22 protein-coding genes are annotated in these 21,689 nt (G+C 74.4%); 18 read left to right on the forward strand and 4 right to left on the reverse strand.

The genetic code is table 11. The annotated features are described in order from the left end of the window. Window positions 1–255: 255 nt before the first annotated feature. The 7 genes from rplU (at window position 256) to GA0070618_RS17120 (ending at window position 5,352) form a co-directional block, all read left to right on the forward strand. Window positions 256–570, forward strand: coding sequence for a 50S ribosomal protein L21 (rplU, locus tag GA0070618_RS17090; RefSeq protein ID WP_088982529.1), 315 nt, complete (start codon window positions 256–258; stop codon window positions 568–570). An 11-nt stretch (window positions 571–581) separates the two neighbouring features. Further along, on the forward strand, window positions 582–839 hold the full coding sequence (rpmA, locus tag GA0070618_RS17095) for a 50S ribosomal protein L27 (protein ID WP_088982530.1): 258 nt from the start codon (window positions 582–584) through the stop codon (window positions 837–839). Window positions 840–941: 102 nt separating this feature from the next. Then, window positions 942–2,441: a GTPase ObgE gene (obgE, locus tag GA0070618_RS17100; RefSeq protein WP_088982531.1), complete on the forward strand. Its 1,500-nt coding sequence runs from the start codon at window positions 942–944 to the stop codon at window positions 2,439–2,441. Window positions 2,442–2,511: 70 nt separating this feature from the next. Then, a complete protein-coding gene (locus GA0070618_RS17105; protein ID WP_088985596.1) occupies window positions 2,512–2,961 on the forward strand; it encodes a GNAT family N-acetyltransferase in 450 nt (149 codons plus the stop codon). Window positions 2,962–3,210: 249 nt separating this feature from the next. After that, the gene (locus GA0070618_RS17110; RefSeq protein WP_231931770.1) at window positions 3,211–4,101 is read left to right on the forward strand and encodes a hypothetical protein; all 891 of its coding nucleotides are present in this window, start codon (window positions 3,211–3,213) and stop codon (window positions 4,099–4,101) included. Between the two features lie 70 nt (window positions 4,102–4,171). After that, window positions 4,172–4,672: a phage holin family protein gene (locus GA0070618_RS17115; protein ID WP_414467588.1), complete on the forward strand. Its 501-nt coding sequence runs from the start codon at window positions 4,172–4,174 to the stop codon at window positions 4,670–4,672. Beyond that, window positions 4,669–5,352, forward strand: a complete 684-nt coding sequence (locus GA0070618_RS17120) for a DUF3618 domain-containing protein (protein ID WP_088982532.1) — start codon at window positions 4,669–4,671, stop codon at window positions 5,350–5,352. Before GA0070618_RS17115 ends, GA0070618_RS17120 begins: the two co-directional genes overlap by 4 nt. 214 nt (window positions 5,353–5,566) lie before the next feature. On the opposite strand, the gene GA0070618_RS17125 is transcribed toward GA0070618_RS17120, so the two are convergent. After that, window positions 5,567–6,598 carry a glycosyltransferase family 2 protein gene (locus GA0070618_RS17125; protein ID WP_197701765.1) on the reverse strand — a complete coding sequence of 344 codons (1,032 nt, stop codon included), beginning with the start codon at window positions 6,596–6,598 and terminating at the stop codon, window positions 5,567–5,569. Then, the gene (locus GA0070618_RS17130) at window positions 6,595–7,335 is read right to left on the reverse strand and encodes a class I SAM-dependent DNA methyltransferase (protein WP_088982533.1); all 741 of its coding nucleotides are present in this window, start codon (window positions 7,333–7,335) and stop codon (window positions 6,595–6,597) included. Before GA0070618_RS17130 ends, GA0070618_RS17125 begins: the two co-directional genes overlap by 4 nt. Before the next feature lie 260 nt (window positions 7,336–7,595). Between GA0070618_RS17130 and GA0070618_RS17135 the strand changes: the two genes are divergently transcribed. Further along, entirely contained in the window at window positions 7,596–8,246 is a 651-nt protein-coding gene (locus tag GA0070618_RS17135; protein ID WP_088982534.1) for an SRPBCC family protein, read from the forward strand. Next, a complete protein-coding gene (locus GA0070618_RS17140) occupies window positions 8,243–9,418 on the forward strand; it encodes a zinc-dependent alcohol dehydrogenase (RefSeq protein WP_088982535.1) in 1,176 nt (391 codons plus the stop codon). The genes GA0070618_RS17135 and GA0070618_RS17140 overlap by 4 nt, the downstream gene beginning before the upstream one ends. Window positions 9,419–9,553: 135 nt before the next feature. On the opposite strand, the gene GA0070618_RS17145 is transcribed toward GA0070618_RS17140, so the two are convergent. After that, on the reverse strand, window positions 9,554–10,792 hold the full coding sequence (locus GA0070618_RS17145; RefSeq protein WP_231931771.1) for a cytochrome P450: 1,239 nt from the start codon (window positions 10,790–10,792) through the stop codon (window positions 9,554–9,556). A 234-nt stretch (window positions 10,793–11,026) separates the two neighbouring features. On the opposite strand from GA0070618_RS17145, the gene GA0070618_RS17150 reads away from it, so the two are divergent. Further along, on the forward strand, window positions 11,027–11,374 hold the full coding sequence (locus GA0070618_RS17150) for a hypothetical protein (protein ID WP_231931772.1): 348 nt from the start codon (window positions 11,027–11,029) through the stop codon (window positions 11,372–11,374). 84 nt (window positions 11,375–11,458) lie between these two features. Here the strand turns inward: GA0070618_RS17150 and GA0070618_RS17155 are convergent, their stop codons facing one another. After that, entirely contained in the window at window positions 11,459–11,677 is a 219-nt protein-coding gene (locus tag GA0070618_RS17155) for a DUF397 domain-containing protein (protein WP_067312494.1), read from the reverse strand. Between the two features lie 67 nt (window positions 11,678–11,744). Here GA0070618_RS17155 and pepN point away from each other — a divergent pair, with 67 nt between their 5' ends. From pepN to GA0070618_RS17195, 8 genes are all read left to right on the forward strand, one after another. Beyond that, on the forward strand, window positions 11,745–14,258 hold the full coding sequence (gene pepN, locus GA0070618_RS17160) for an aminopeptidase N (protein ID WP_088982537.1): 2,514 nt from the start codon (window positions 11,745–11,747) through the stop codon (window positions 14,256–14,258). Next, window positions 14,255–15,286, forward strand: coding sequence for a threonine/serine dehydratase (locus tag GA0070618_RS17165; RefSeq protein ID WP_088982538.1), 1,032 nt, complete (start codon window positions 14,255–14,257; stop codon window positions 15,284–15,286). The genes pepN and GA0070618_RS17165 overlap by 4 nt, the downstream gene beginning before the upstream one ends. Before the next feature lie 81 nt (window positions 15,287–15,367). Further along, a complete protein-coding gene (nadD, locus tag GA0070618_RS17170; RefSeq protein WP_088982539.1) occupies window positions 15,368–15,997 on the forward strand; it encodes a nicotinate-nucleotide adenylyltransferase in 630 nt (209 codons plus the stop codon). A gap of 77 nt (window positions 15,998–16,074) precedes the next feature. After that, window positions 16,075–16,488, forward strand: a complete 414-nt coding sequence (gene rsfS / locus GA0070618_RS17175) for a ribosome silencing factor (RefSeq protein ID WP_088982540.1) — start codon at window positions 16,075–16,077, stop codon at window positions 16,486–16,488. Next, a complete protein-coding gene (locus GA0070618_RS17180) occupies window positions 16,485–17,153 on the forward strand; it encodes a histidine phosphatase family protein (protein ID WP_088982541.1) in 669 nt (222 codons plus the stop codon). Before rsfS ends, GA0070618_RS17180 begins: the two co-directional genes overlap by 4 nt. 167 nt (window positions 17,154–17,320) lie before the next feature. Continuing rightward, on the forward strand, window positions 17,321–18,169 hold the full coding sequence (locus GA0070618_RS17185; RefSeq protein ID WP_088982542.1) for a DegV family protein: 849 nt from the start codon (window positions 17,321–17,323) through the stop codon (window positions 18,167–18,169). 164 nt (window positions 18,170–18,333) lie between these two features. After that, a complete protein-coding gene (locus GA0070618_RS17190; RefSeq protein WP_088982543.1) occupies window positions 18,334–19,212 on the forward strand; it encodes a ComEA family DNA-binding protein in 879 nt (292 codons plus the stop codon). Then, window positions 19,209–21,611, forward strand: a complete 2,403-nt coding sequence (locus tag GA0070618_RS17195) for a ComEC/Rec2 family competence protein (protein WP_088982544.1) — start codon at window positions 19,209–19,211, stop codon at window positions 21,609–21,611. The genes GA0070618_RS17190 and GA0070618_RS17195 overlap by 4 nt, the downstream gene beginning before the upstream one ends. Window positions 21,612–21,689 lie beyond the last annotated feature (78 nt).

Here is a 21,689-nt window from a genome sequence, read left to right on the forward strand (position 1 = left end):
CGGGGCCCTGTGCCGTGCGCCGGATGCCCGGCGTCCCCGGAAGGGCCGGTGCCCCCGTGCGGGCTCCCGTCCGAGGTGGGGCCGGACGGGGGGTACGGCCCCGGTTTGGGGCCGGGGTCGGGCATGGCGTACTCTTGCCTGCGGCGTACTTTGGTGCGCCGAGTTCTCGCTGCCCGAGCCGCCGCGCCTTCCACGCCCGGTGAGCCGCCGCGGGAACGACCGCCAGCAGCCTCAACGACAGGGAGTCCGCCTCCGATGTACGCGATCGTCAAGACCGGCGGCAAGCAGTACAAGGTCGCCGAGGGCGACGTGATCGAGGTCGAGAAGCTCGCCGGTGCCCCCGGCGACGCGGTGAAGCTCACCGCGGTGCTCCTCGTCGACGGTGACGACCTGGTGACCGACGCGGCGAAGCTTGCCGAGGTCGCGGTGTCCGGCGAGATCGCCGCGCACACCAAGGGCCCGAAGATCCGGATCCACAAGTTCAAGAACAAGACCGGCTACCACAAGCGCCAGGGTCACCGCCAGCCGTTGACCCAGGTCAAGGTGACCGGCATCTCCAGCGGGAAGTAGGTCGTCCTCCAATGGCTCACAAAAAGGGTGCGTCCAGCTCGCGTAACGGTCGCGACTCCGCGGCCCAGCGGCTCGGCGTGAAGCGCTTCGGTGGTCAGGTCGTCAGCGCCGGCGAGATCATCGTCCGGCAGCGTGGCACCAAGTTCCACCCCGGTGACCTGGTTGGCCGTGGCGGAGACGACACGCTCTTCGCGCTGGCCGCCGGCTCGGTCCAGTTCGGCACCAAGCGCGGTCGCAAGACCGTCAGCATCGTACCGGCGGGGCAGTAGTCTTCCGACGAAGCGGGCCGGGGACCTGGTGTCCCGGCCCGCTTCGTCTTTTTCGTGCAACAGGTGGGTAGTCGCGGGTATCCCGCGGGGAGGATTGACGACGTGACGATGTTCGTGGACCGGGTCGTCCTGCATCTGCGGGCCGGCGACGGCGGGCACGGCTGTGTCTCGATCCACCGGGAGAAGTTCAAGCCCTTCGGCGGCCCCGACGGTGGCAACGGCGGACACGGCGGCAGCGTCTCGCTGGTCGTCGACCCGCAGGTGCACACGCTGCTCGACTTCCACTTCCGTCCGCACGTCAAGGCCGACAACGGCAAGGGCGGCGCGGGTTCGAACCGGGACGGGGCCAACGGCCGCGACCTGGTGCTCAAGGTGCCCAACGGCACCGTGGTGCAGACTCCCGACGGCACCGTGCTCGCCGACCTGGTCGGCGCGGGCACCACCTTCGAGGCGGCCCGGGGCGGCCGGGGCGGCCGGGGCAACGCCTCGCTGGCCAACGCCCGGCGCAAGGCGCCCGGCTTCGCCGAGCTGGGCGAGCCCGGTGACGAGCTCGACGTCGTCCTGGAGCTGAAGAGCGTCGCCGACGTCGGACTGGTCGGCTACCCGTCGGCCGGCAAGTCGTCGCTGATCTCGGTGATCTCCGCCGCCAAGCCGAAGATCGCCGACTACCCGTTCACCACGCTGGTGCCGAACCTCGGGGTGGTCCAGGCCGGCGAGCGCACCTTCACCGTCGCCGACGTGCCCGGCCTGATCCCGGGCGCGGCCACCGGCAAGGGGCTGGGGCTGGAGTTCCTCCGGCACATCGAGCGCTGTTCGGTGCTGGTGCACGTGGTCGACACCGCCACCCTGGAGCCGGGGCGGGACCCGGCGGCCGACATCGACACCATCGAGGCGGAGCTGACCGCGTACGGGGGGCTGGAGGAGCGGCCCCGGCTGATCGTGCTGAACAAGGTCGACGTGCCGGACGGGCGGGACCTTGCCGAGATCGTCCGGCCGGACCTGGAGGCCCGTGGCTGGCCGATCTTCGAGGTCTCCGCGGCGACCCGGGAGGGGCTGCGTGAGCTGACGTACGCGATGGCGGATCTGGTCGATCAGGCCCGGCAGGCGGCGCCGCCGGTCGAGCCGACCCGGATCGTCATCCGGCCGACCGCCGTCGACGACGCGGGGTTCACCATCGAGGCGCAGCCCGACGGCTCGTACGTGGTGCGCGGCACGCGCCCGGAGCGCTGGGTGCGGCAGACGAACTTCGACAACGACGAGGCGGTCGGCTACCTCGCCGACCGGCTGGCCCGGCTCGGCGTCGAGGAGAAGCTGGCCAAGGCCGGCGCGCAGCCCGGCGACCTGGTGCGGATCGGGGAGCGCGAGTTCGACTGGCAGCCCACCCTCTACGCCGGGGTCGACTTCGTTCCCGGCAACCGGGGCACCGACGTCCGGCTGGAGGAGAAGTCGAACCGGGCCTCGGCGGCCGACCGGCTCGCCGCCCGCAAGGCCCGCCGGCAGCGCCCGGCGGACGAGATCGAGGCCGGGGTTGTGGCTGAGGCCGGGGCCAGGGTCGAGGTCGAGGCCGGGTCCGCAGACGACGCGGGCGACGACGCCGAATAGCCGGCTGCGCTCCGTGACCGGGTCCACCGGCGGAAACCTGCGGGAAATCCGGCCAACCTACCGTGGCGGGATGCGGATCGAAATGCGCCCCGCCGGCGACCCTGAGATCGCCGCCCTGGTCACGGCGCAGCAGCGGGAGCTGCGGGAAGCCGACGGGGGACTGGACGGGCAGGCCACCGTGACCCGGGACGACATCCACTACCTGGCGGTCGTGCTCAACGAGCGGGCGGTGGCCTGCGGTGGGGTGCAGGCCCTGGACAGCGGCACGGGCGAGATCAAACGGATGTACGTCCGCCCGGCGTTCCGGGGACGCGGCATCGGCCGGCAGTTGCTGGTCGCCCTCGAGGAGTTGGCCTTCCAGCAGGGACACCACACCGTCTGCCTGGAGACCGGCAGCTACCTGCCGGCCGCGATCGCCCTCTACATCTCCTGCGGGTACGCCCCGATCCCGGTGTACGGCGAGTACGTCGACAACCCGTACAGCGTCTGCTTCGCCAAGCGTCTCCCGCTGGCCGCCTGACCCTTCTTCTTCCCCGCCGCCGACGCCACCACCGGTGCGTCGGCGGCGTCGTCGTGTGCGATGTCCCTGACCTGCCGGCGGCGGCGCACGTCGTCGGGGACCGACGTCCCGGCGGGTGTGGACGGACCGGAAAGAAAGCAGGCATGGAGCCGTGAGGCGGGGGTAGGTCAATAGTCAGCCGACGAGAGAGCCGGCGAACTCCCCCCAGTCGAACCGCGACGAGTTTCTCCAGCGGACGGAAGGCAAACCATGACTTACGATCCGGCAACCACGTCCTCGAACGGTACCGCCTACGGATACGAGCCGACCGGCTCGTACGGCTCGCACACCGCGACCTACGAGTCGCACAACGGCGCGTCCACCTCGGACAACGGCGTGCGTGAGCAGGCCAGGCAGGTCGGCGCGGAGGCCGCCCACGCGGGTGGCGCGGTCGCCCAGACGGCCAAGGACCAGGGCCGGGAGGTCATCGGTGAGGCCACCCGGCAGGCCCGCAACGTCTACGGTGAGGCCCGCACCCAGCTCGCCAGCCAGGCTGCCGACCAGCAGCGCCGTGCCGCGAGCGGGCTGCGGTCGCTGGCCGAGGAGATGCGTTCCATGGCGCAGCAGGGCGGACAGGGCGGCCCGGTCACCGAACTCGCCCACCAGGCCGCCGACCGGGTACACGGCGTCGCCGGCTGGCTCGACGAGCGCCAGCCGGGAGACCTGCTGCACGAGGTGCGCGACTATGCCCGCCGCAACCCCGGCACCTTCCTGGTGGGCGCGGCCCTGCTCGGCGTCCTCGCCGGCCGGCTGACCAGGAACGTCGCCGCCACCGGCGACGACCAGCAGCCGGGCGGGTACCAGCCGGTCGCCGACCCGGACCGGACGGCGGTGCTGCCGACGGAGGCCGCGTACGCGACGCCCGACCCGGGCTACGCCGACCCGCTGGCCGGCGGCTACGCCCAGCCCCCGCGTCCGGGCGGCTACGCCGCGCCGACCACTGGTGGTTACGCCGCCCCGGCGGGCGGTGGCTACGCCGCCCCGACCGGCGGTGGCTACGTGGAGCCGCTGCCGCCGACCGGCACCGGCCAGCCGCTGCCGCCGGTCGACCAGACCGACCCGCTGCCGGGCGTCCCGTCGAGCGGGGTCACCCGCCCATGAAGCTGCTGACCAGCCGGTACGCCCGCCCGAGGGCGCGGGCGGCCGGCGCGTACGGAGAGGAGACGGCGGCGTGAGCATGCCGACGCACCAGGGGTACGACCCCGCGTACCAGCCCACCACGAACCTCAACGGGCAGCACCCGAACCTCAACGGGCACGCCCACCCGCACACCGCCGAGGAGGTCACCAACCGATCCGTCGGCGACCTGATGCGGCAGGTCACGACCGACCTCTCCACGCTCATGCGGCAGGAGGTGGAACTCGCCAAGGCCGAGATCCGCGAGGAGGGGAAGAAGGCCGGCAAGGCCGCCGGGTTCTTCGGCGGGGCCGGCTTCGGCGGCTACATGGTGGCGCTGTTCCTCTCGATCGCCCTCTGGGCCGGGCTGTCCAACGTGATGGACGCCGGCTGGGCGGCCCTGATCGTCGCCGTCCTCTGGGGCGTGGCCGCCGCCGTCCTCTACTCGATGGGCAAGAAGAACGCCGACCGTGTCCGAGGGCTCAGGCGCACCAACGACAGCGTGCAGCGGATCCCGGACGCCCTGAAGCCGCACCCGGAGGGAGTCACCCGATGAGCACCGATCCCGACCAGATCCGCCGCGAGATCGAAGCCACCCGCAACAACCTGAGCTCCGATGTGGACGCGTTGGCGTACAAGGTCAGCCCGAGCCGCATCGTCGACGACCGCAAGCAGCGGGCGCGTGGCGCCCTGCAGAATGTGAGGGACAAGGTGATGGGAAACGCGTCGGATCTCGGCCACGCCGGCGGACACGCCGCCCACTCGGTCGGCGACCGTGCCTCCTCGGCGGCGTCCACCGTCGGCCACGCCGCGCACTCGGCCGCCTCCTCGGTCAGCGGCGCGGCGCACTCCGCCGCCTCCTCGGTGGGGGACGCGGCGCACCGGGCCCCGCAGACGCTGCGGCGCAAGTCCCAGGGGAACCCGCTCGCCGCCGGTCTGATCGCCTTCGGGGTGGGCTGGCTGGCGTCGTCGCTGCTGCCCGCCACCGAGCGGGAGCAGCGGGCCGCCACCCAGGTCAAGGAGAAGGCCCGCGAGCACTCCCACCTGGTCACCGACAAGCTGGGCGAGGTCGCCGGCGAGATGAAGGAGCAGTTGCGCGAGCCGGCGCAGCAGGCCACCGAGTCGGTGCGGTCGACCGCCCAGGAGGCCGTGCAGACGGTCAAGGACGACACCCGGTCCGCCGCGTACGACGTGAAGGACCAGGCACAGCACGCGCGCGAACAGGTCCGGCACTGACCAGCCGTACGGACCCGTACGCCGCGGCTCGCGGCCACCCCCGGCGCCACCCGCCGGAGGTGGCCGCGAGCCGTTGCGTGCGCACCCGGTCCGTTGGCGTGCACGTGGTGGGTGGTTGGTAGCAGGGGCCCCTTGTTACCGCTTTTTGCCGAGCAGGGGTCCCCTGCAACCACCTCACCCCACCCCGCCCCACCCCGGCCGACCGGGGCTCGGGTCAGGTGGGGCGGGACGAGGGGAGCGGGCCGGGGCGGGCACGCAGGACGCGGGGTGGGTTGGCGGCGAGCCGGAGGCGGGTGCCGGCGTAGCGCACGCCGCCGAAGAGCACCCGCTGCCCCAGCGCCAACCAGGAACAGGCGGCCCGTTCGAGCACCCAGAGCGGCGCGGCCAGGGCGGTCGCCGGTGGGAAGACCCGGGTGCCGCCCGCCCGACGCCGTCCCGCCTCGGCCAGCGCCACCGTGGTCGCCAGCGCGCCGAGGACCGGGCCGGGCCGACGCGCGACGACGGCCGCGCCGACGGCCGGCAGCACCGCGAGGAAGACCGCCAGCCGCACCGGCTGGGCCAGGTCGTCGTACGCCTGCCGGACCCGTTGGCCGAGGAAGTGCCGGGCGGCCGGGGGCAGCCGGCGGACGTAGAGCCCGGCCGGCGCCGCCTCGGTGCCGCCGTACGTCCGCACGGTGCGGATCAGCTCCAGGTTCTCGAAGAGCACGTCCGGGTCGTAGCCACCCATCGCCAGGAAAGTGCTGCGTCGCACGGCCAGGGTGCCCGGGTAGTCCGCGCCGAACGCCCGGTTGAGCAGGATCCGGCCGGTGTCCCAGTACGCGTGCCAGGGCATCGGGTCGAAGTAGTTCTGCGGCCGGACCAGGTCCACCCGGTCAAGCAGCCGGTGTACGGCGCGCAGCCCCGCGTCGTCGTACCGGACGTCGTCGTCGGCGATCACCACGTGCTCGTGCCCGGCCAGGCGGACGCCGGTGAGCACCCCGAGCACCTTTCCGTTCGCGCCGCGCAGCGCCGGATCGGGCGGGACGTGCCGCACCAGGCCACGCCAGAGCGTGGCGTGCCGGGCGAAGGCCCCTGGTGGGGAACCGTCGACGACGGTCACCTCGACCCGCGCGGCGAGCCGCCGCAGGTACCCGGTCAGCTCGTCCAGCCCGGTGTCGTCGGTCCAGCGCAGCGGCAGCACGTACGACAGGGGCAGCCGGGTGGCGGTGATCGCCCGACGCCGGGCCGGGCGGGGCGGGGCGCTCACGCCTCCTCCCGTCGGTAGACCGAGACGTGCTGGCGACTCTCGTCGGTGAACGGCCGGGCGGCCCAGTCCGCCCAGCGGTGTTCCCGGCGCATGCCGGCCAACTCCGCCATCAGGTCCAGTTCCGCCGGCCAGGCGTAGCGGTGGTTGGCCGGCAGCAGGCGGATCCCGGAGTCGGTGACCCGCAGCTTGGTCGTGGTCATGCGCTGTTCCGCCGGGTGCAGGACGGCTGCCTCCAGCAGCACCTCGTCCTCGGCCACCCGAACCGGCCGCAGGGCCGCGCCGGCCCGGAACGCGCCCGGGTCGGGCACCCACGCCTCGACCACGAACCTCCCGCCGGAGCGCAGGTGCGCGGCGGCGTTACGGAAGCAGGCGACCTGGGCGGCCTGGTCGGGCAGCGCGAAGATCGTGTTGAAGGCCAGCAGCACCAGCGCGAACTCGCCGGGCACCCGGACGGCGGAGAAGTCTCCGACGGCCACCTCGATCTGGTCGCCGTCGGGCTTCGCGCGCAGACCGGCGACCATTGCCGGGGAACCCTCGACGCCGGCCACGCTCAGCCCGCGCCGAACCAGGGGAAGGGCGAGCCGTCCGGTGCCGATGCCGAATTCGCAGACCGGGCCGTCCTCGGCGAGCGTGACCAGCCGGTCCACCGCGTCGTCGGCGGTGAGGTGGGCGTACGTCTCGTCGTAGACGTCCGCGACGTGCCGACCGTACTCGCTGGCGTCGAAGGACAACGGCACTCCCGGGCGATGGTGCCACCCGGTCGGGTACCGGTAGCGGCGGTGTGTCCGGGCGGTCGTCCGGACGACGGTGGGCGGTTGCCCGGGCAGGTGCCCGCAATCCGGGTCACCAAACGTGCGTGACCAGGCGGGCGTCGGCCGATCGCGGCGATCCCCCGGAAGACCCGCGCGGGTTGCCGACGGGCCGTTTCGACGCCACCTGACCGGGTAGCGGGGGATACGGACGATCCATCCCCGGACGCCCGGTTGGAGGAGACGTGATGACCAGCAACAGGACGAGGTGGACGCTGCTCGGCGCCGTCGTCGTCACCGGCGGGGCGGTCGGCGTCGGTCGCGCGGTCGGCGTCCGGCGGCGCCGACGACAACCGGAGAGGGCCGGCGGCTGGTACGTGGTACGCCGGGGGATCACGGTGGACCGGCCGGTGGAGGCCGTCGTGGGTTTCTGGACCGACCGGGAGCGGCTCGACCGGGCTCTCGACGAGTGGGCGACCCTGGAACAGCTCGGCCCGAACCGGTGGCGGTGCGTCGCCCGTGACCCCTCCGGCGACGGCGGGGCCGAGTGGCGGGCGGACGTGACCGTGGCGGGGCCGGGACGGCTGCGCTGGGAGGTCACCGACGGCCCGGCGCCCCAGGAGGGGCACGTCGACCTGGTGGCCGCCCCGGGCGGACGGGGCACCGAGATCCGCGCCGAGCTGCGTTACCGCTCCGCCGGCCCGCTGCGCCGGGCGCTGGGACTGGCCCGGGGCGACGATCCGGACGTGGGCCTGCGGACCACCCTGCGCCGGGTGAAGTCGCTCATCGAGTGCGGCCAGGTGATCGACACCCACCGCGATCCGTCCGGCCGCAGCCCCCGGCAGGAACGGGCGACCGACGTGGTCCGCGACAGGCTGATCGCGGGAGGACGGCCGTGAAGGCGCTGTGCTGGGAAGGCGTCGGCAAGTTGGCCGTCCGCGACGTGCCGGAGCCACGGATCCGCGCCGCGGGGGACATCGTGGTCAAGGTCCGGGCCAGCAGCGTCTGCGGCTCCGACCTGCACCTGATCAACGGATATCTCCCCGCCATGCGGGAGGGTGACGTCCTGGGCCACGAGTTCACCGGCGAGGTGGTGGAGACCGGTCCCGACGTGCGGCGGCTCCGGGTCGGCGACCGGGTCGTGGTCGGCTCCGTGGTCGCCTGCGGCGGCTGCTGGTACTGCCGCACCGAGCAGTACTCGCTCTGCGACAACTCGAACCCGCAGCCGGTCTTCACCGAGAAGCTCTGGGGGCACTCCCCGGCGGGCATCATCGGGTACTCGCACGCGGCCGGCGGCTACTCCGGCAGCCACGCCGAGTACGTCCGCGTCCCGTTCGGGGACATCGGGGCGTTCAAGGTCCCGGACGGAGTGCCGGACGACTCGGTGGTCTTCGCCTCCGACGCGATGCCGACCGGCTGGATGGCCGCCGACTTCTGCCCCCTGACCGGCGGTGAGGTGGTCGCCGTCTGGGGGGCCGGCGGGGTGGGGCAGATGGCCGCCCGTGCCGCGCAACTGCTCGGCGCCGAACGGGTCGTCATGATCGACCGGTTGCCCGAACGGCTCGCCACCGCCGCCGACCGGCTCGGTGTGGAGACCGTCAACTACGCCGAGACGGACGTGCTGGAGGCACTGCGGGAGATGACCGCCGGACGCGGTCCGGACGCCTGCATCGAGGCGGTCGGCATGGAGGCCCACGACGTCGGCCCGGCGTACGCGTACGACCGGGCGAAGCAGGCCACCCGCGCCCAGACCGACCGGCCCACCTCCGTCCGGCAGGCGATCATGGCCTGCCGCAAGGGCGGCACGGTCAGCATCGTCGGCGTCTACGGCGGTTTCGTGGACAAGTTCCCGCTCGGCGCGGCGATGAACAAGGCGCTGGTGCTGCGGATGGGGCAGATGCACGCCCAGCGTTACATCCCCATGCTGCTGGACCGGATCGCCGCCGGGGAGATGGATCCGGGCTACCTGGCCACCCACCCGATGCCGCTGGCCGACGGGGTGCGCGGCTACGAGATCTTCGAGAAGAAGCAGGACGCCTGCCTGCGTACCGTGTTGCACCCGCAGGCGTGAGCCCGTCCGGTGCCGGCCGTCGGGTCGGCACCGGACCGGCGGGCTCCGCCCCCGACGGGCGGGGTCAGGCGGTACGACACCCGCAGGTCCAGCCGGTACGGCGCACCCTGGTCCAGCCGGTACGGCGCGCCCGGTTCAGGCGGTACGGCGCACGCCGTCGAGCACGAGCCGGCTCGCCGGCAGGGCCGGTATCCGGCGCAGGCTGAGCGTCAGGTCCTGGGTGGGCACGTCGTAGCGCATCGCCGAGGTCAGCAGGGTCACCGCCTGCTTCATCAGCTCGATCGTGAGCCACTCCCCGGCGCAACGGTGCCCGGTCCAGTGGTCCCCGCCGCCCTGCGGAACGAGCGCGTACGGGTCGCCGGGCCAGTCGGCGAACCGCTCCGGCCGGAAGCGGCCCGGTTCGGGCCACAGCTCCGGGTGGTGGTTGGTGCCGTACAGGTCGAGCAGCACCCGCCGGCCACGCGGGAAGTGGTGTCCCCGCCAGTCGAAGGAACGGCGGACCCGGGCGGCGGCCAGCGGGAAGAACGGGTAGAAGCGGCGTACCTCCTGGACGAACTGCTCCGTCTCGGCCGCTCCGGCGCGGACCCGCTCCCGCCATCCGGGGTGCTCGTGCAGGGCGAGCGCGGCGAACACCACGAACCGGTCGACCGCCACGGCCGGCCGCAGGATGTTGAGCAGGGAGACCACGGCGACCCGCCGGGGGAGCAGCTCGTCCCGGGCGTCACGGTGCTCGGCGACGACCCGCAGCGCGCTGCCCTCGGGAGCGGGCAGCAGGCCGACCCGCTCCCGCTCCACGACCCCGGCCAACCAGTGTTCGGCGCGCAGCCGGGCCCACCGTCCCCGCCAGTGCCGGGGGCCGAGGGCCGCCGGTGCCTCGATCATGCGGTGCAGGTCGCGGGTACGGCGGGCCACGTCACGGTCGGCGAGCGGCACCCCCGCCCAGGCGCAGACCGCCCGGGTGAGCAGTTGGCCGACCTCGTCGTACAGGACCACCCGGCCGGCCCGCTCCCAGGCCGGGATCCGGGCCCGCCACTCGTCGGCGAAGAGTTGTCCGAGCCGGCGTACGGCGTCCGGAGTCAGCACCGACATCAGCAAGGCCTTGCGTTCCCGGTGGAGCGTCCCGTCGAGGCCCTGTACAGCGCCGGAGCCGAACAGGGTGCGCTGCGTCCGCCTCGGCGCGGCGCCGGCCCGCTGGAACAGCTCCTCGTCGTAGAACAGTTCCGCGCCGTCCCGGCCGCGCAGGCAGATGGTGCGGCGCAGCAGCAGCCGGGTCTGGAAGACGTCGCTGCCCAACCGCTCGCAGCGGTCGGTGACGAACCGGTAGCCGTCCCGCAGCAGGGCCAGGGTGCTCTCCGGGCGGGGGTCGGTGGGCATGCGGGACAACTCGCCTCCGGCGCGGGTGCGGCGGGGCCGGCACGACGCACGCGCTGCCGGCCGGCCGGCGCGGGCCACCGGCCGGGCTGGGTCTACCCGGGGCGGCGCGGATGATTCCCGGTCCGGCGTGGTGTGGGCCAGTCACGGGCTCGTCCGCTGGCTCCTCCCCGTGGGGCCGGGTCCTGCTTGGCTGGGCGGGACCGGCGGCACGGCTGGCGACGGGGAGGGAACAGCATGAAGGACAACAGGTCGACCCGGTGGCGGGTGGACGGGCGGCGGGACGCTCGACGGCTTCCGCTGCCGCCCCGCCTCTACACCGCGCACCTTCTCTTCGAGGCGGCGCACCTGACCGAGGCACGCGAACGGGCCGTGGAGTACACCGAGGCGCTGAGCCTGCTCCGTCCCGAGGTGGCGCTCGGCGGGGCCGCCTGCTCACCGGCCGGTGCCTGGCACCGGGCGGAGCCGCTGTTCTGCGGGGCGGTCGGCCCGGACGGGGAGCGCTGCGCCGACGTGGCCGGTCATCCGGGCTTCCACCACGGCCCCGGTCTCGGTGGTCTCGGGTGGGGCGACGGCGACGGTTGACCGGGGAGGACCGGGTCGACGTGGGTGTCCCGGGTGCCGGGCCCCACGTCGCCGGTCGTCGAGCGCCTGATCGCGGCGGGTGTGTCAGTCCAGGTCGAACTCGCCGTCCTGCGCACCGGCGACGAAGGCGTCCCACTCGGCCTGGGTGAAGACCAGGACCGGGCCGTCCGGCTCGGCCGAGTTGCGCATGCCGATCAGGTCGTCGACGAAGGCGACTTCGACCGCGCTGTCGGAGGTGTCCCCCTCGGCGCGCTGCCAGACGGCCCGCGACAGGTCGAAATCGCCCTTGGGGTGCTGACCCATTGTTGCTTCCTCCAGTGCCGGGAGTAATGGGAACGCTGTCCGTTCCCTCATCGGGCAGGATAAGCGGATGCCGAGCCTGAGCCGTGTAGAGGCGACTGCGCGTGGCGCGTCGATTACCGTGGAGTCCTATCAGGTGGACCTTGACCTGACCGGCGACGGTGACCGCTTCCACTCCCACGTCACCATCACCTTCCGGGCCACCCCCGGAGCGGAGACATTTGTCGAGGTCAAGCCCGCCCGGTTGGTCGGGGTCCGCCTCAACGACCGGGACCTCGACCCGGGTCTGCTGGTCGACGACCGCGTGCCGCTGACCGGGCTGGCCGCCGTGAACACGCTGACCGTCGAGGCGGAGATGGCGTACTCGAACACCGGTGAGGGCATGCACCGGTTCGTCGACCCGGTCGACGGCGAGACGTATCTCTACGCCATGTCCTTCCTGGACGACGTGCAGCGCATCTTCGCCGCCTTCGACCAGCCCGACCTGAAAGCCCCGGTGACCCTCTCGGTCACCGCCCCACCGGAGTGGACGGTCGCCGCCAACGGGCCGCTCGCCACCACGCCCCGGCCCGGACGCTGGGAGTTCGCCCCGACCCCGCCGTTGGCCACGTACTTCTTCAGCCTGATCGCCGGGCCGTACCACGTGCGGCGGACCGAGCACGACGGCATCCCGCTCGGCCTGTACTGCCGGCGTTCGCTCGCCGCGCACCTGGACGCCGACGCCGAGGAGATCTTCACCGTCACCCGGCAGTGCCTCGACCGGTTCCACCAGCTCTTCGCCGAGCGCTACCCGTTCGGGAAGTACGACCAGGCGTTCGTGCCGGAGTTCAACGCCGGGGCCATGGAGAACCCGGGTCTGGTCACCATCCGCGACGACTACGTCTTCCGGTCGGCGGTCACCGACTCGCAGCGTGAGCTGCGCGCCACCACGATCGCCCACGAGATGGCCCACATGTGGTTCGGTGACCTGGTCACCATGCGCTGGTGGGACGACCTCTGGCTGAACGAGTCCTTCGCCGAGTACCTCGGCGTCCGGGTCACCGCCGAGGCCACCCGCTTCGACCGGGCGTGGACGACCTTCGCGCTGCGGCGCAAGGCCTGGGGGTACGCCGCCGACCAGCGCCCCTCGACGCACCCGGTCGCCCCGGAGGACGTCGCCGACGCCGCCGAGGCGCTGCTCAACTTCGACGGCATCTCGTACGCCAAGGGCGCCAGCGTGCTGCGGCAGCTCGTCGCCTGGCTCGGTGACGAGGCGTTCCTCGCCGGCCTGAACGCGCACTTCGCCGCGCACCGGTTCGGCAATGCCACCCTCGCCGACCTGCTGGCCAGCCTGAGCGCCGCCAGCGGGCGGGACCTCGACGGCTGGGCGGAGCACTGGCTGCGCCGCGCGCAGGTGAACACCCTGCGGGCCGAGGTGAGCCTGGACGCTGACGGCCGGTACACCGAGGTGGCGATCGTCCAGTCCGCCCCGGAGACCCACCCGGTGCTGCGTCCGCACCGCATCGGGGTCGGGCTCTACTCGGCCGACGGCACGGTCCGACGGCGGGAGGTCGACCTCGACCCGGAGACCGACGGGGGCCGCACCGTCCTGCCCGAGCTGACCGGGCAACCGGCGGCCCGGCTGCTGCTGCCCAACGACGGTGACCTGACCTTCGCCAAGGTGCGCCTCGACCCGGCCTCGGCGGACACCGTGCCGCTGGTGCTGCCGGGACTGGCCGACCCGCTGGCCCGGGCGCTGCTCTGGGGCGAGTCGCTGCACGCGGCGATCGACGGGGAACGGCCGGTGGGCGCCGTGGTCGAGCTGATCGCGGCGGCGCTTCCCGCCGAGACCGAGGTGATCATCGTCGAGGACGTGCTGGCGCTGATCCGGCCACTGATCGACCGGTACCTCGAACCAGCGGCCCGGGACGCCGCCCTGGCCGAGGTCGCCGGGGCCTGCCGGCTGCTGCTGGCCGCCGCGCCGGCCGGTGGTTCGCTCCAACTCGCCGCAGCCCAGGGGCTGATCGTGTCCAGCACCGACACCGCGCTGCTCGGCGGCTGGCTGGCCGGCTCCGGGGTGCCCGACGGGCTGACCGTCGACGCCGACCTGCGCTGGTCGCTGCTGCGCCGGCTGGTGGTGCTCGGGGCGGCCGGCGAGGCGGAGATCGCCGCCGAGGTGGTCGCCGACCCGAGCGCGACCGGTGCGATGGAGGCGGCCGGGTGCCGGGCCGCGCTGCCCGACCCGGAGGCGAAGCGGCGGGCGTGGGAGATCGTCACCCGGGACACCGATCTGTCCAACCGGCTGGTCGAGGCGGCAGCCGAGGGCTTCTGGCAGCCCGAGCAGGCCGAGCTGACCGACCCGTACGTGTCGCGGTACTTCGCCGAGATGCCGGCGGCGGCGACGCTGCGTACCCCGTGGGTGGCCGAGCAGGTCGCGAAGCTGTCCTACCCCCGCTACGCCGTGGCGTCGTCGACCCGGGAGTTGGCCGCGGCGCTGCTGGCCCGCGCGGACCTCACCCCCGGCCTACGCCGGGTGGTCACCGACGCCGACGACGACCTGCGGCGGGCCCTGGTCGCCCGGACGGCCCGCGTCGTGGCGGCATGACCCGCCCGGCGGGACCGGCGCCGGCACCGTCGGACGGCGCCGTCGCGCGGTCCGACGGGGATCCCACCGTCACCCGGGCCGACGTGGACGCCGCCGCCGGCCGGATCGCCGGGTACGTGCGGCGTACGCCGGTGCTCGCCGTCGACCCGGCGGAGGCCGGCGGGGACGCGGGGGACGCGGGGGACGGGGCCGGTGCGCTCTGGTTCAAGCTTGAACAGCTTCAAGAGACCGGCACCTTCAAGGCCCGGGGCGCGGTCAACCGGATCCGGTCGGCGGCCGAGGACGGCGAGCTGACCGCCGCCGGGGTGGTCACCGCGTCCGGGGGCAACGCCGGGGTCGCGGTGGCGTACGCCGCAGCCCGGCTCGGGGTGCCGGCGGAGATCTTCGTGCCGACCATCTCCGCGCCGGCGAAGGTCCGCCGGCTGCACGCCCTCGGCGCGACCGTGGTGCAGGTCGGGCGGGAGTACGCCGAGGCGCACCAGGCCGCCACCGCCCGCGCCGCCGAGACCGGGGCCGCGTTCTGCCACGCGTACGACCAGCCGGCCATGGTGGCCGGGGCCGGCACCCTCGGGGTGGAGCTGTGGGAGCAGAGCGGCGGGGTGGACACCGTGCTGGTGGCCGTGGGCGGCGGTGGGCTGATGGCCGGGGTGGCCGCCGCCCTCGACGGGCTGGCCCGGGTGGTCGGGGTGGAGCCGGCCGGCGCGCCCACCCTGCACGCGGCCCTGGCAGCCCGACGACCGACGGACGTCACGGTGTCCGGGGTGGCCGCCGACTCGCTCGGCGCGCGCCGGCTCGGCCGGATCGCCTTCGACGTGGCGGTCGGCTGCGGCGTCCGGTCCGTGCTGGTCGACGACGACGACCTGGTGGCGGCGCGTCGCTGGCTGTGGGACCGGTACCGGCTGGTGGTGGAGCACGGCGCGGCGGCGGCCCTGGCGGCGTTGACCGCGGGCGTCTACCGTCCGGAGCCGGAGGAACGGGTGGCCGTGGTGCTCTGCGGCGCGAACACCGACCCCGCCGACCTCAGGTGAGCGGCGGCGGTCGCTGTGACCGCTGCCGCACCCGGAGAGCAGGGCAGGTCAGCCGCGTCCGGACGGGCATACGATCTCCGGATGGAGGAAGACATCCGGCGGATCGGGATCATGGGGGGCACCTTCGACCCGATCCACCACGGCCACCTCGTGGCGGCCAGTGAGGTCGCCGACCGGTTCGGGCTGGATGAGGTGGTCTTCGTCCCCACCGGGCAGCCGTGGCAGAAGGCCGACGAGGCGGTCAGCCCGCCCGAGGACCGCTACCTGATGACGGTGGTCGCCACCGCCTCCAACCCGCGCTTCCAGGTCAGCCGGGTCGACATCGACCGGGGCGGCCCCACCTACACCGTCGACACCCTGCGTGACCTGCACGCCGAGTACGGCCCGAAGGTGCAGCTCTACTTCATCACCGGCGCGGACGCGCTGGCCCGGATCCTCTCCTGGAAGGACCTGGACGAGATCTTCGAGCTGGCCCACTTCATCGCGGTCACCCGGCCGGGGTTCGAACTCTCCGACGCGCACCTGCCCGCCGACACGGTGAGCCTGGTGCAGGTGCCGGCGATGGCGATCTCGTCGACCGACTGCCGGGCGAGGGTGGCCCGGGGCGAACCGGTGTGGTACCTGGTTCCCGACGGTGTGGTGCAGTACATCGCCAAGCGGGGGCTCTACCAGGGCACGCAGCCGCCCGGTTCGTCCCGGGAAGTCCGCTAGTCGACCGGAACTCACGCGTCACTCCCGCGCCACGTGTGAGACGCTAGGAGGATCGCACGGTTGATCGAAGGAGAACGGTGACAGTTTCCGACCGCGCCCACGAGCTGGCGACCGCGGCCGCCCAGGCCGCAGCCGACAAGAAGGCGCAGGACATCGTCATCATCGACGTGGGCGACCAGCTCGCCATCACCGACGCCTTCCTGCTCGCCTCCGCCCCGAACGAGCGTCAGGTGCTCGCCATCGTGGACGCGATCGAGGAACGCCTGCTGGAGCTGCCGGAGAAGGCGAAGCCGGTCCGGCGGGAGGGCGAGCGGGGCGGCCGCTGGGTGCTGCTCGACTACGTCGACATCGTGGTCCACGTCCAGCACACCGAGGAACGCGAGTTCTACGCCCTCGACCGGCTCTGGAAGGACTGCCCGACCGTCCCGTTCGTCGACCGGGACCTGGTCGAGGCCGACGCCACCGCCGGGTCCGCGGCTCCTGCCGAATGACCCGGCTGATCGTCTGGCGGCACGGCAACACCGACTGGAACAACGCCCGACGGGTGCAGGGGCAGACCGACGTGCCCCTCAACGAGCGGGGCCGCGAGCAGGCGCTGGCCGCCGCGCCGCTGCTCGCCGCACTCCGCCCGGACGTCATCGTCGCAAGTGACCTGAGCCGCGCGGCGGACACCGCCGCCGCGCTGGCCGCGCTCACCGGCCTGCCGGTCCGCACCGACCCGCGACTGCGCGAACGCTACTTCGGGCAGTGGCAGGGGCTGCTGCTCGACGAGGTGATCGAACGTTTTCCCGCCGAGTACGCCCGCTGGCGGGCCGGTGACCCCGATCCGGGCGCCGGGGTGGAGAGCCTCGACGACCTCGGCAAGCGGGTTGGCAGCGGATTCCAGGCCGCCGTCGACGCCGTACCCGGCGGCACCGTGGTGGTCGCCACCCACGGCGGCGGGGCCCGGCAGGGCTGCGGCCACCTGCTCGGCTGGGGCCACGACGTGCTGGCCACCGTCCTCTCCCTGGCCAACTGCCACTGGACCGAGCTGCGCCACGACGAGGTCCGCGGCTGGCAGCTCCGGGCCCACAACGTCGGGGTGCCGGCCGTCGGCGTTCCCGCCGGGGCCGGCGACTCCGGGCGAGGCGCCCCGGCGTCCGCCGAGGCGGTCTGACCCGTACCGTCGCCCGGGCCGGACCGCTCCAGGCCGACGGGAGGCCGACGACCCGGTCCGGCCGGTACGACGCTGGCGGGGCCGGTCCAGCCGGTAGGACGCCGACGGGACCGGTCGGTGCCGGCGCGAGGTCGGCGACCCGCCCCGACATCGACTAGCGTGCGGGCATGCCCGTCGCGGTCGTCACCGACTCCACCGCCTACCTGCCACCCGAACTGGTGCGTACACACCGGCTGACCGTGGTGCCGCTGACCGTCGTGCTCAACGGCGCGGAGGGCCTGGAAGGGGTCGAGACCCGCCCCGACGACGCCACCCGGGCGCTCGGCGCGCGCCGGGTGTCGGTGAGCACGTCCCGGCCGGCTCCCGAGCAGTTCGGGCGCACGTACCGCCGGCTGCTGGACGAGGGAGCCGACGGGGTGGTCTCCGTGCACCTCTCCGCCGAACTCTCCGGCACCGTCGAGGGGGCTCGCGTCGCCGCCGCCGAACTCGACGGCCGGGTCGCCGTCGTGGACAGCCGGTCCGCCGGGATGGGCATCGGGTTTCCGGTGCTCGCCGCCGTCCGGGCCGCCGAGGAGGGCACCGACCTCGCCGGGGTACGCGACGCGGCGCTCGCCGCGGTGGACCGCACCCGCGTCCTGTTCTACGTCGACACGTTGGAGTTCCTCCGCCGGGGCGGCCGGATCAACGCCGCCGAGGCGCTGCTCGGCACGGCGCTCTCGGTCAAGCCGATCATGCACATGGTCGACGGGGCGATCGTGCTGCGGGAGAAGGTCCGTACCGCCAGCCGGGGGGTGGCCCGCCTGGTGGACCTCGCCGTCGAGGCGGCCGGTGACGACCAGGTGGACCTCGCCGTGCACCACCTGGCCGCCCCGCAACGGGCCGAGCAACTGTTCGACGCGTTGCGCGACCGGTTCGGCGAGCGGCTGCACGACACGTACCTCACCGAGGCGGGAGCGGTGGTCGCCGCCCACGCCGGACCGGGACTGGCGTCGGTGGTGGTGCACCGGCGGCCGTAGGCGGGCGGCCCCGAACGGCCTGCTCCGGCCACGGCTGCCGCCCGTCGACCCCGACCGCTAGCACATCCGGCCATGATCAGGGCGTTGTCCACAGGCGGCTCGCCCGTCCACAGGTGACCCGGCGCGGGCCACGTCCCCGGGGTCCGCCGGCCTACCGTCGCGCCGTGTCCGACGACCAGGAGACCGAGGTGGGCCGGCGGCTGCGGCGGCTGCTTCCCGTGCGCAGCGGCCGGGTGCCCGAGCCGTTCGTCGCACCGGTCCGAGAGTTCCGTCCGTTCCCGGCTGTCGGCCGTCCGTCCCTGCGGGACGCCGGTCCGCTCCCGGAGGACAGCAGCGGGCCGGAACCGCCCCGGTCGACGTCATCCGACCAGCCCGCCGCGTCGACAGCGGGCGTGGTGATGCCGGCACTGCCCGGTCCGGGCGCCTTCGACCCGGGGCGACGGGGCGTCCGGGCGCTCGCCGTGGTCGCGGCCCTGGTGGTGCTCGGGGCCGGATTCTGGGCCTGGCGGTCCCGGCCACAGGTGGAGCCGGTGGCGGCGCCGACCGCGTCGGCCGGGTCGGCCGTCGACGCCGCCACCGAGCCGCCGTCGGGCAGTGGCGCGGCCGAGCTGGTGGTGGCGGTCGCCGGCCGGGTACGTCGTCCCGGGCTGGTCCGGCTGCCCGCCGGTGCCCGGGTCGCCGACGCGATCGAGGCGGCCGGTGGCGCGCAGCCGGGCGTGGACGTCGCCCTGCTCAACCCGGCCCGCAGGGTCACCGACGGCGAGCTGATCGTCGTCGGGGTGACCCCGCCGCCGGGCGCCGGTCCGCCCACCGCCGCAGCGGCACCCGGCGCGGCCGGGCCGGCGGCGGCCGGGAAGGTCAACCTGAACACGGCCACCGTGGCACAGCTCGACACGCTGCCCGGGGTCGGTCCGGTGCTCGCCCAGCGGATCGTCGACCACCGCGACCAGCAGGGTGGCTTCCGGTCGGTGGGCGACCTGCGTCAGGTCGAGGGCATCGGGGACGCCCGTTACGAGCAACTCAAGGACCTGGTGACGGTGTGACCCGCCCCGACATCGCACCCGGCCCGGCGCACCCGGCCGGCGATCCGGCCCCTGACCTGCGGCTGGCCGGGCTCGCCGGGGCGGCCTGGCTGACCGCTCTAGCCGGACTGCACCTCTCCGCCCCGGTCGGTGCGCTGCTGGCCACGGTCGCCGCCGTCCTCGCCGGCACGCTCGCCGTCCACCTGCTCGGCCGGCTCGGTCGACCGCGCGAACCCGTCCGGCGGTACGGGTGGATCGCCGTCGCCGTGCTGCTCGGCGTGGTCTGCGGCGGCGCGGCCACCAGCGCCCGGTTGACCGCCCGGGACGCGGCCGTCATCCGTGCCCTGACCCACACCCGTGCCCCGGTCACCGCGGACCTGGTCGTCCGGGACGATCCGCGTCCCGTCCGGGGCGCGGCCGGTCGACCGGCCATGCTGCTGGTCTCGGCCGACCTGGTCACCGTGACCGGGCCGGACGGGCGACGGGTCGACGCCCCGGTCCGCCTCCTGGTGCTCGCCACCGACCCGGCGTGGCGTCCGCTCCTGCCCGGCCAACGGCTGACCGCCGAGGGGCGGCTTGCCGAGCCACGCGGCGGCGACCTGACCGGCGCGGTGCTCACCGCCAGCGGCCCACCGACGCCGCTAGGTGAGCCCAGCCGGGCGCAGCGCGTCGCCGGCACCCTCCGCGCCGGGCTGCAACGAGCCTGTGCCCCGCTGCCGGACGACCCGGGTGGGCTGCTGCCCGGTCTGGTGGTCGGCGACACCAGCCGGCTGCCACCGGCCGTGGAGGAGGACTTCGAGGCCACCGGCATGACCCACCTGAACGCCGTCTCCGGCTCCAACGTGGCGATCGTGGTGGGCGCGGTGCTGCTGCTCGCCCGCTGGGCGCGGGCCGGCCCCCGACTGGCCGTCGTGCTCTGCGGGCTCGCCCTGGTCGGGTTCGTCATCCTGGTCCGACCGTCCCCGAGCGTCGTGCGGGCGGCCACCATGGGCGCGATCGGACTGGCCGCGCTCGCCGCCGGACGGTCCCGGGCTGCGCTGCCCGCCCTGGCCGCCGCCGTGACCGTGCTCGTGCTGGTCGACCCGGAGCTGGCCGGTGATCCCGGGTTCGCCCTCTCCGTCCTGGCCACCGCCGGGCTGCTGCTGCTCGCCCCACGGTGGCGTGACGGACTGCGCCGGCGCGGCGTACCGGCTGGTCTGGCCGAGGCGCTCGCCGTGCCGGCCGCCGCGCAGCTCGCCTGCGGCCCGGTGGTCGCCGGGCTCTCCGGCACGGTCAGTCTGGTGGCGGTCCCGGCGAACCTGCTCGCGGTGCCGGCGATCGCGCCGGCCACGGTGCTCGGCGTGGTGTCCGCGGTGCTCTCCCCGGTCTGGCCGGCCGCCGCCGAGTTCGTCGCCTGGCTGGCGAGCTGGCCGGCGTGGTGGCTGGTCAGCGTCGCCCAGTACGGCGCGCGGTTGCCGGCGGGCACGCTGCCCTGGCCGGGCGGGGTCGCCGGCGGGCTGCTGCTGGCGGCGCTGACCGTCGCGTTGCTGGTGGCCGCCCGGCGGACGGTGGTCCGGCGGGCGGTCGCCGTGGTGGGGGTCGCCGCCGTGCTGGGCGCGTTACCGGTGCGCCTGGTGGCGAGCGGGTGGCCGCCGGCGGGCTGGGTGGTGGCGGTGTGCGCGGTCGGCCAGGGCGACCTGGTCGTGCTCCCGGTGGCGGCGGGCCGGGCCGTGGTGGTGGACGCCGGCCCCGACCCGGCCGCCGCCGACGGCTGCCTTCGCCGGCTGGGCGTCCGGCAGGTGTCGCTGCTCGTGGTCAGCCACTTCCACGCCGACCACACCGCCGGTGTCGGCGGGGTGTTCCGGTCGCGGCGGGTGTCGGCGGTGGTGACCCCACGATGGCCGGAGCCGGAGGCCGGGCGGGACCTCGTCCGGTCGGCGGCGACGGTGGGCGGGGCACCGGTGGCGCCGGTCGGTGCCGGGTGGACGTTCCGTGCCGGCCGGGTGGCGCTGGACCTGCTCGGCCCGCCGTACCCGATCCGGGGCACCCGGTCCGACCCGAACAACAACTCGGTGGTGCTGCTCGCCCGGGTGGACGGGGTGCGGATCCTGCTCGCCGGCGACGCCGAGACCGAGGAGCAGCGGGCGATGCTGGACCGGGCACCGTCCGGAACGCTCCGGGTCGACGTGCTGAAGGTGGCCCACCACGGCTCCGCCTACCAGGATCCGGCCTTTCTCGACGCGACCCGTCCGGCGGTGGCGCTGGTGCCGGTCGGCGTCGACAACGACTACGGGCATCCGAATCCGGCCGTGTTGTCCAGGCTGGCCCGGGGCGGTGCCCGGGTGCTGCGGACCGACACCGAGGGGGACCTGGCGGTGGTGACCGTGGACGGGCGCCTGGCGGTGGTGGCACGGGGCGTGGAGCCGGGCCGCCGTCGGTAGGACGCATCCCCGTCGGTCCTCACCGACACCAGATGCATTGCCCGAAAAAGATGCGGATCGAGTTATATGTCTGGATTT

The organism is Micromonospora echinospora, from assembly GCF_900091495.1.
In the GTDB taxonomy this organism is placed as follows: domain Bacteria; phylum Actinomycetota; class Actinomycetes; order Mycobacteriales; family Micromonosporaceae; genus Micromonospora; species Micromonospora echinospora.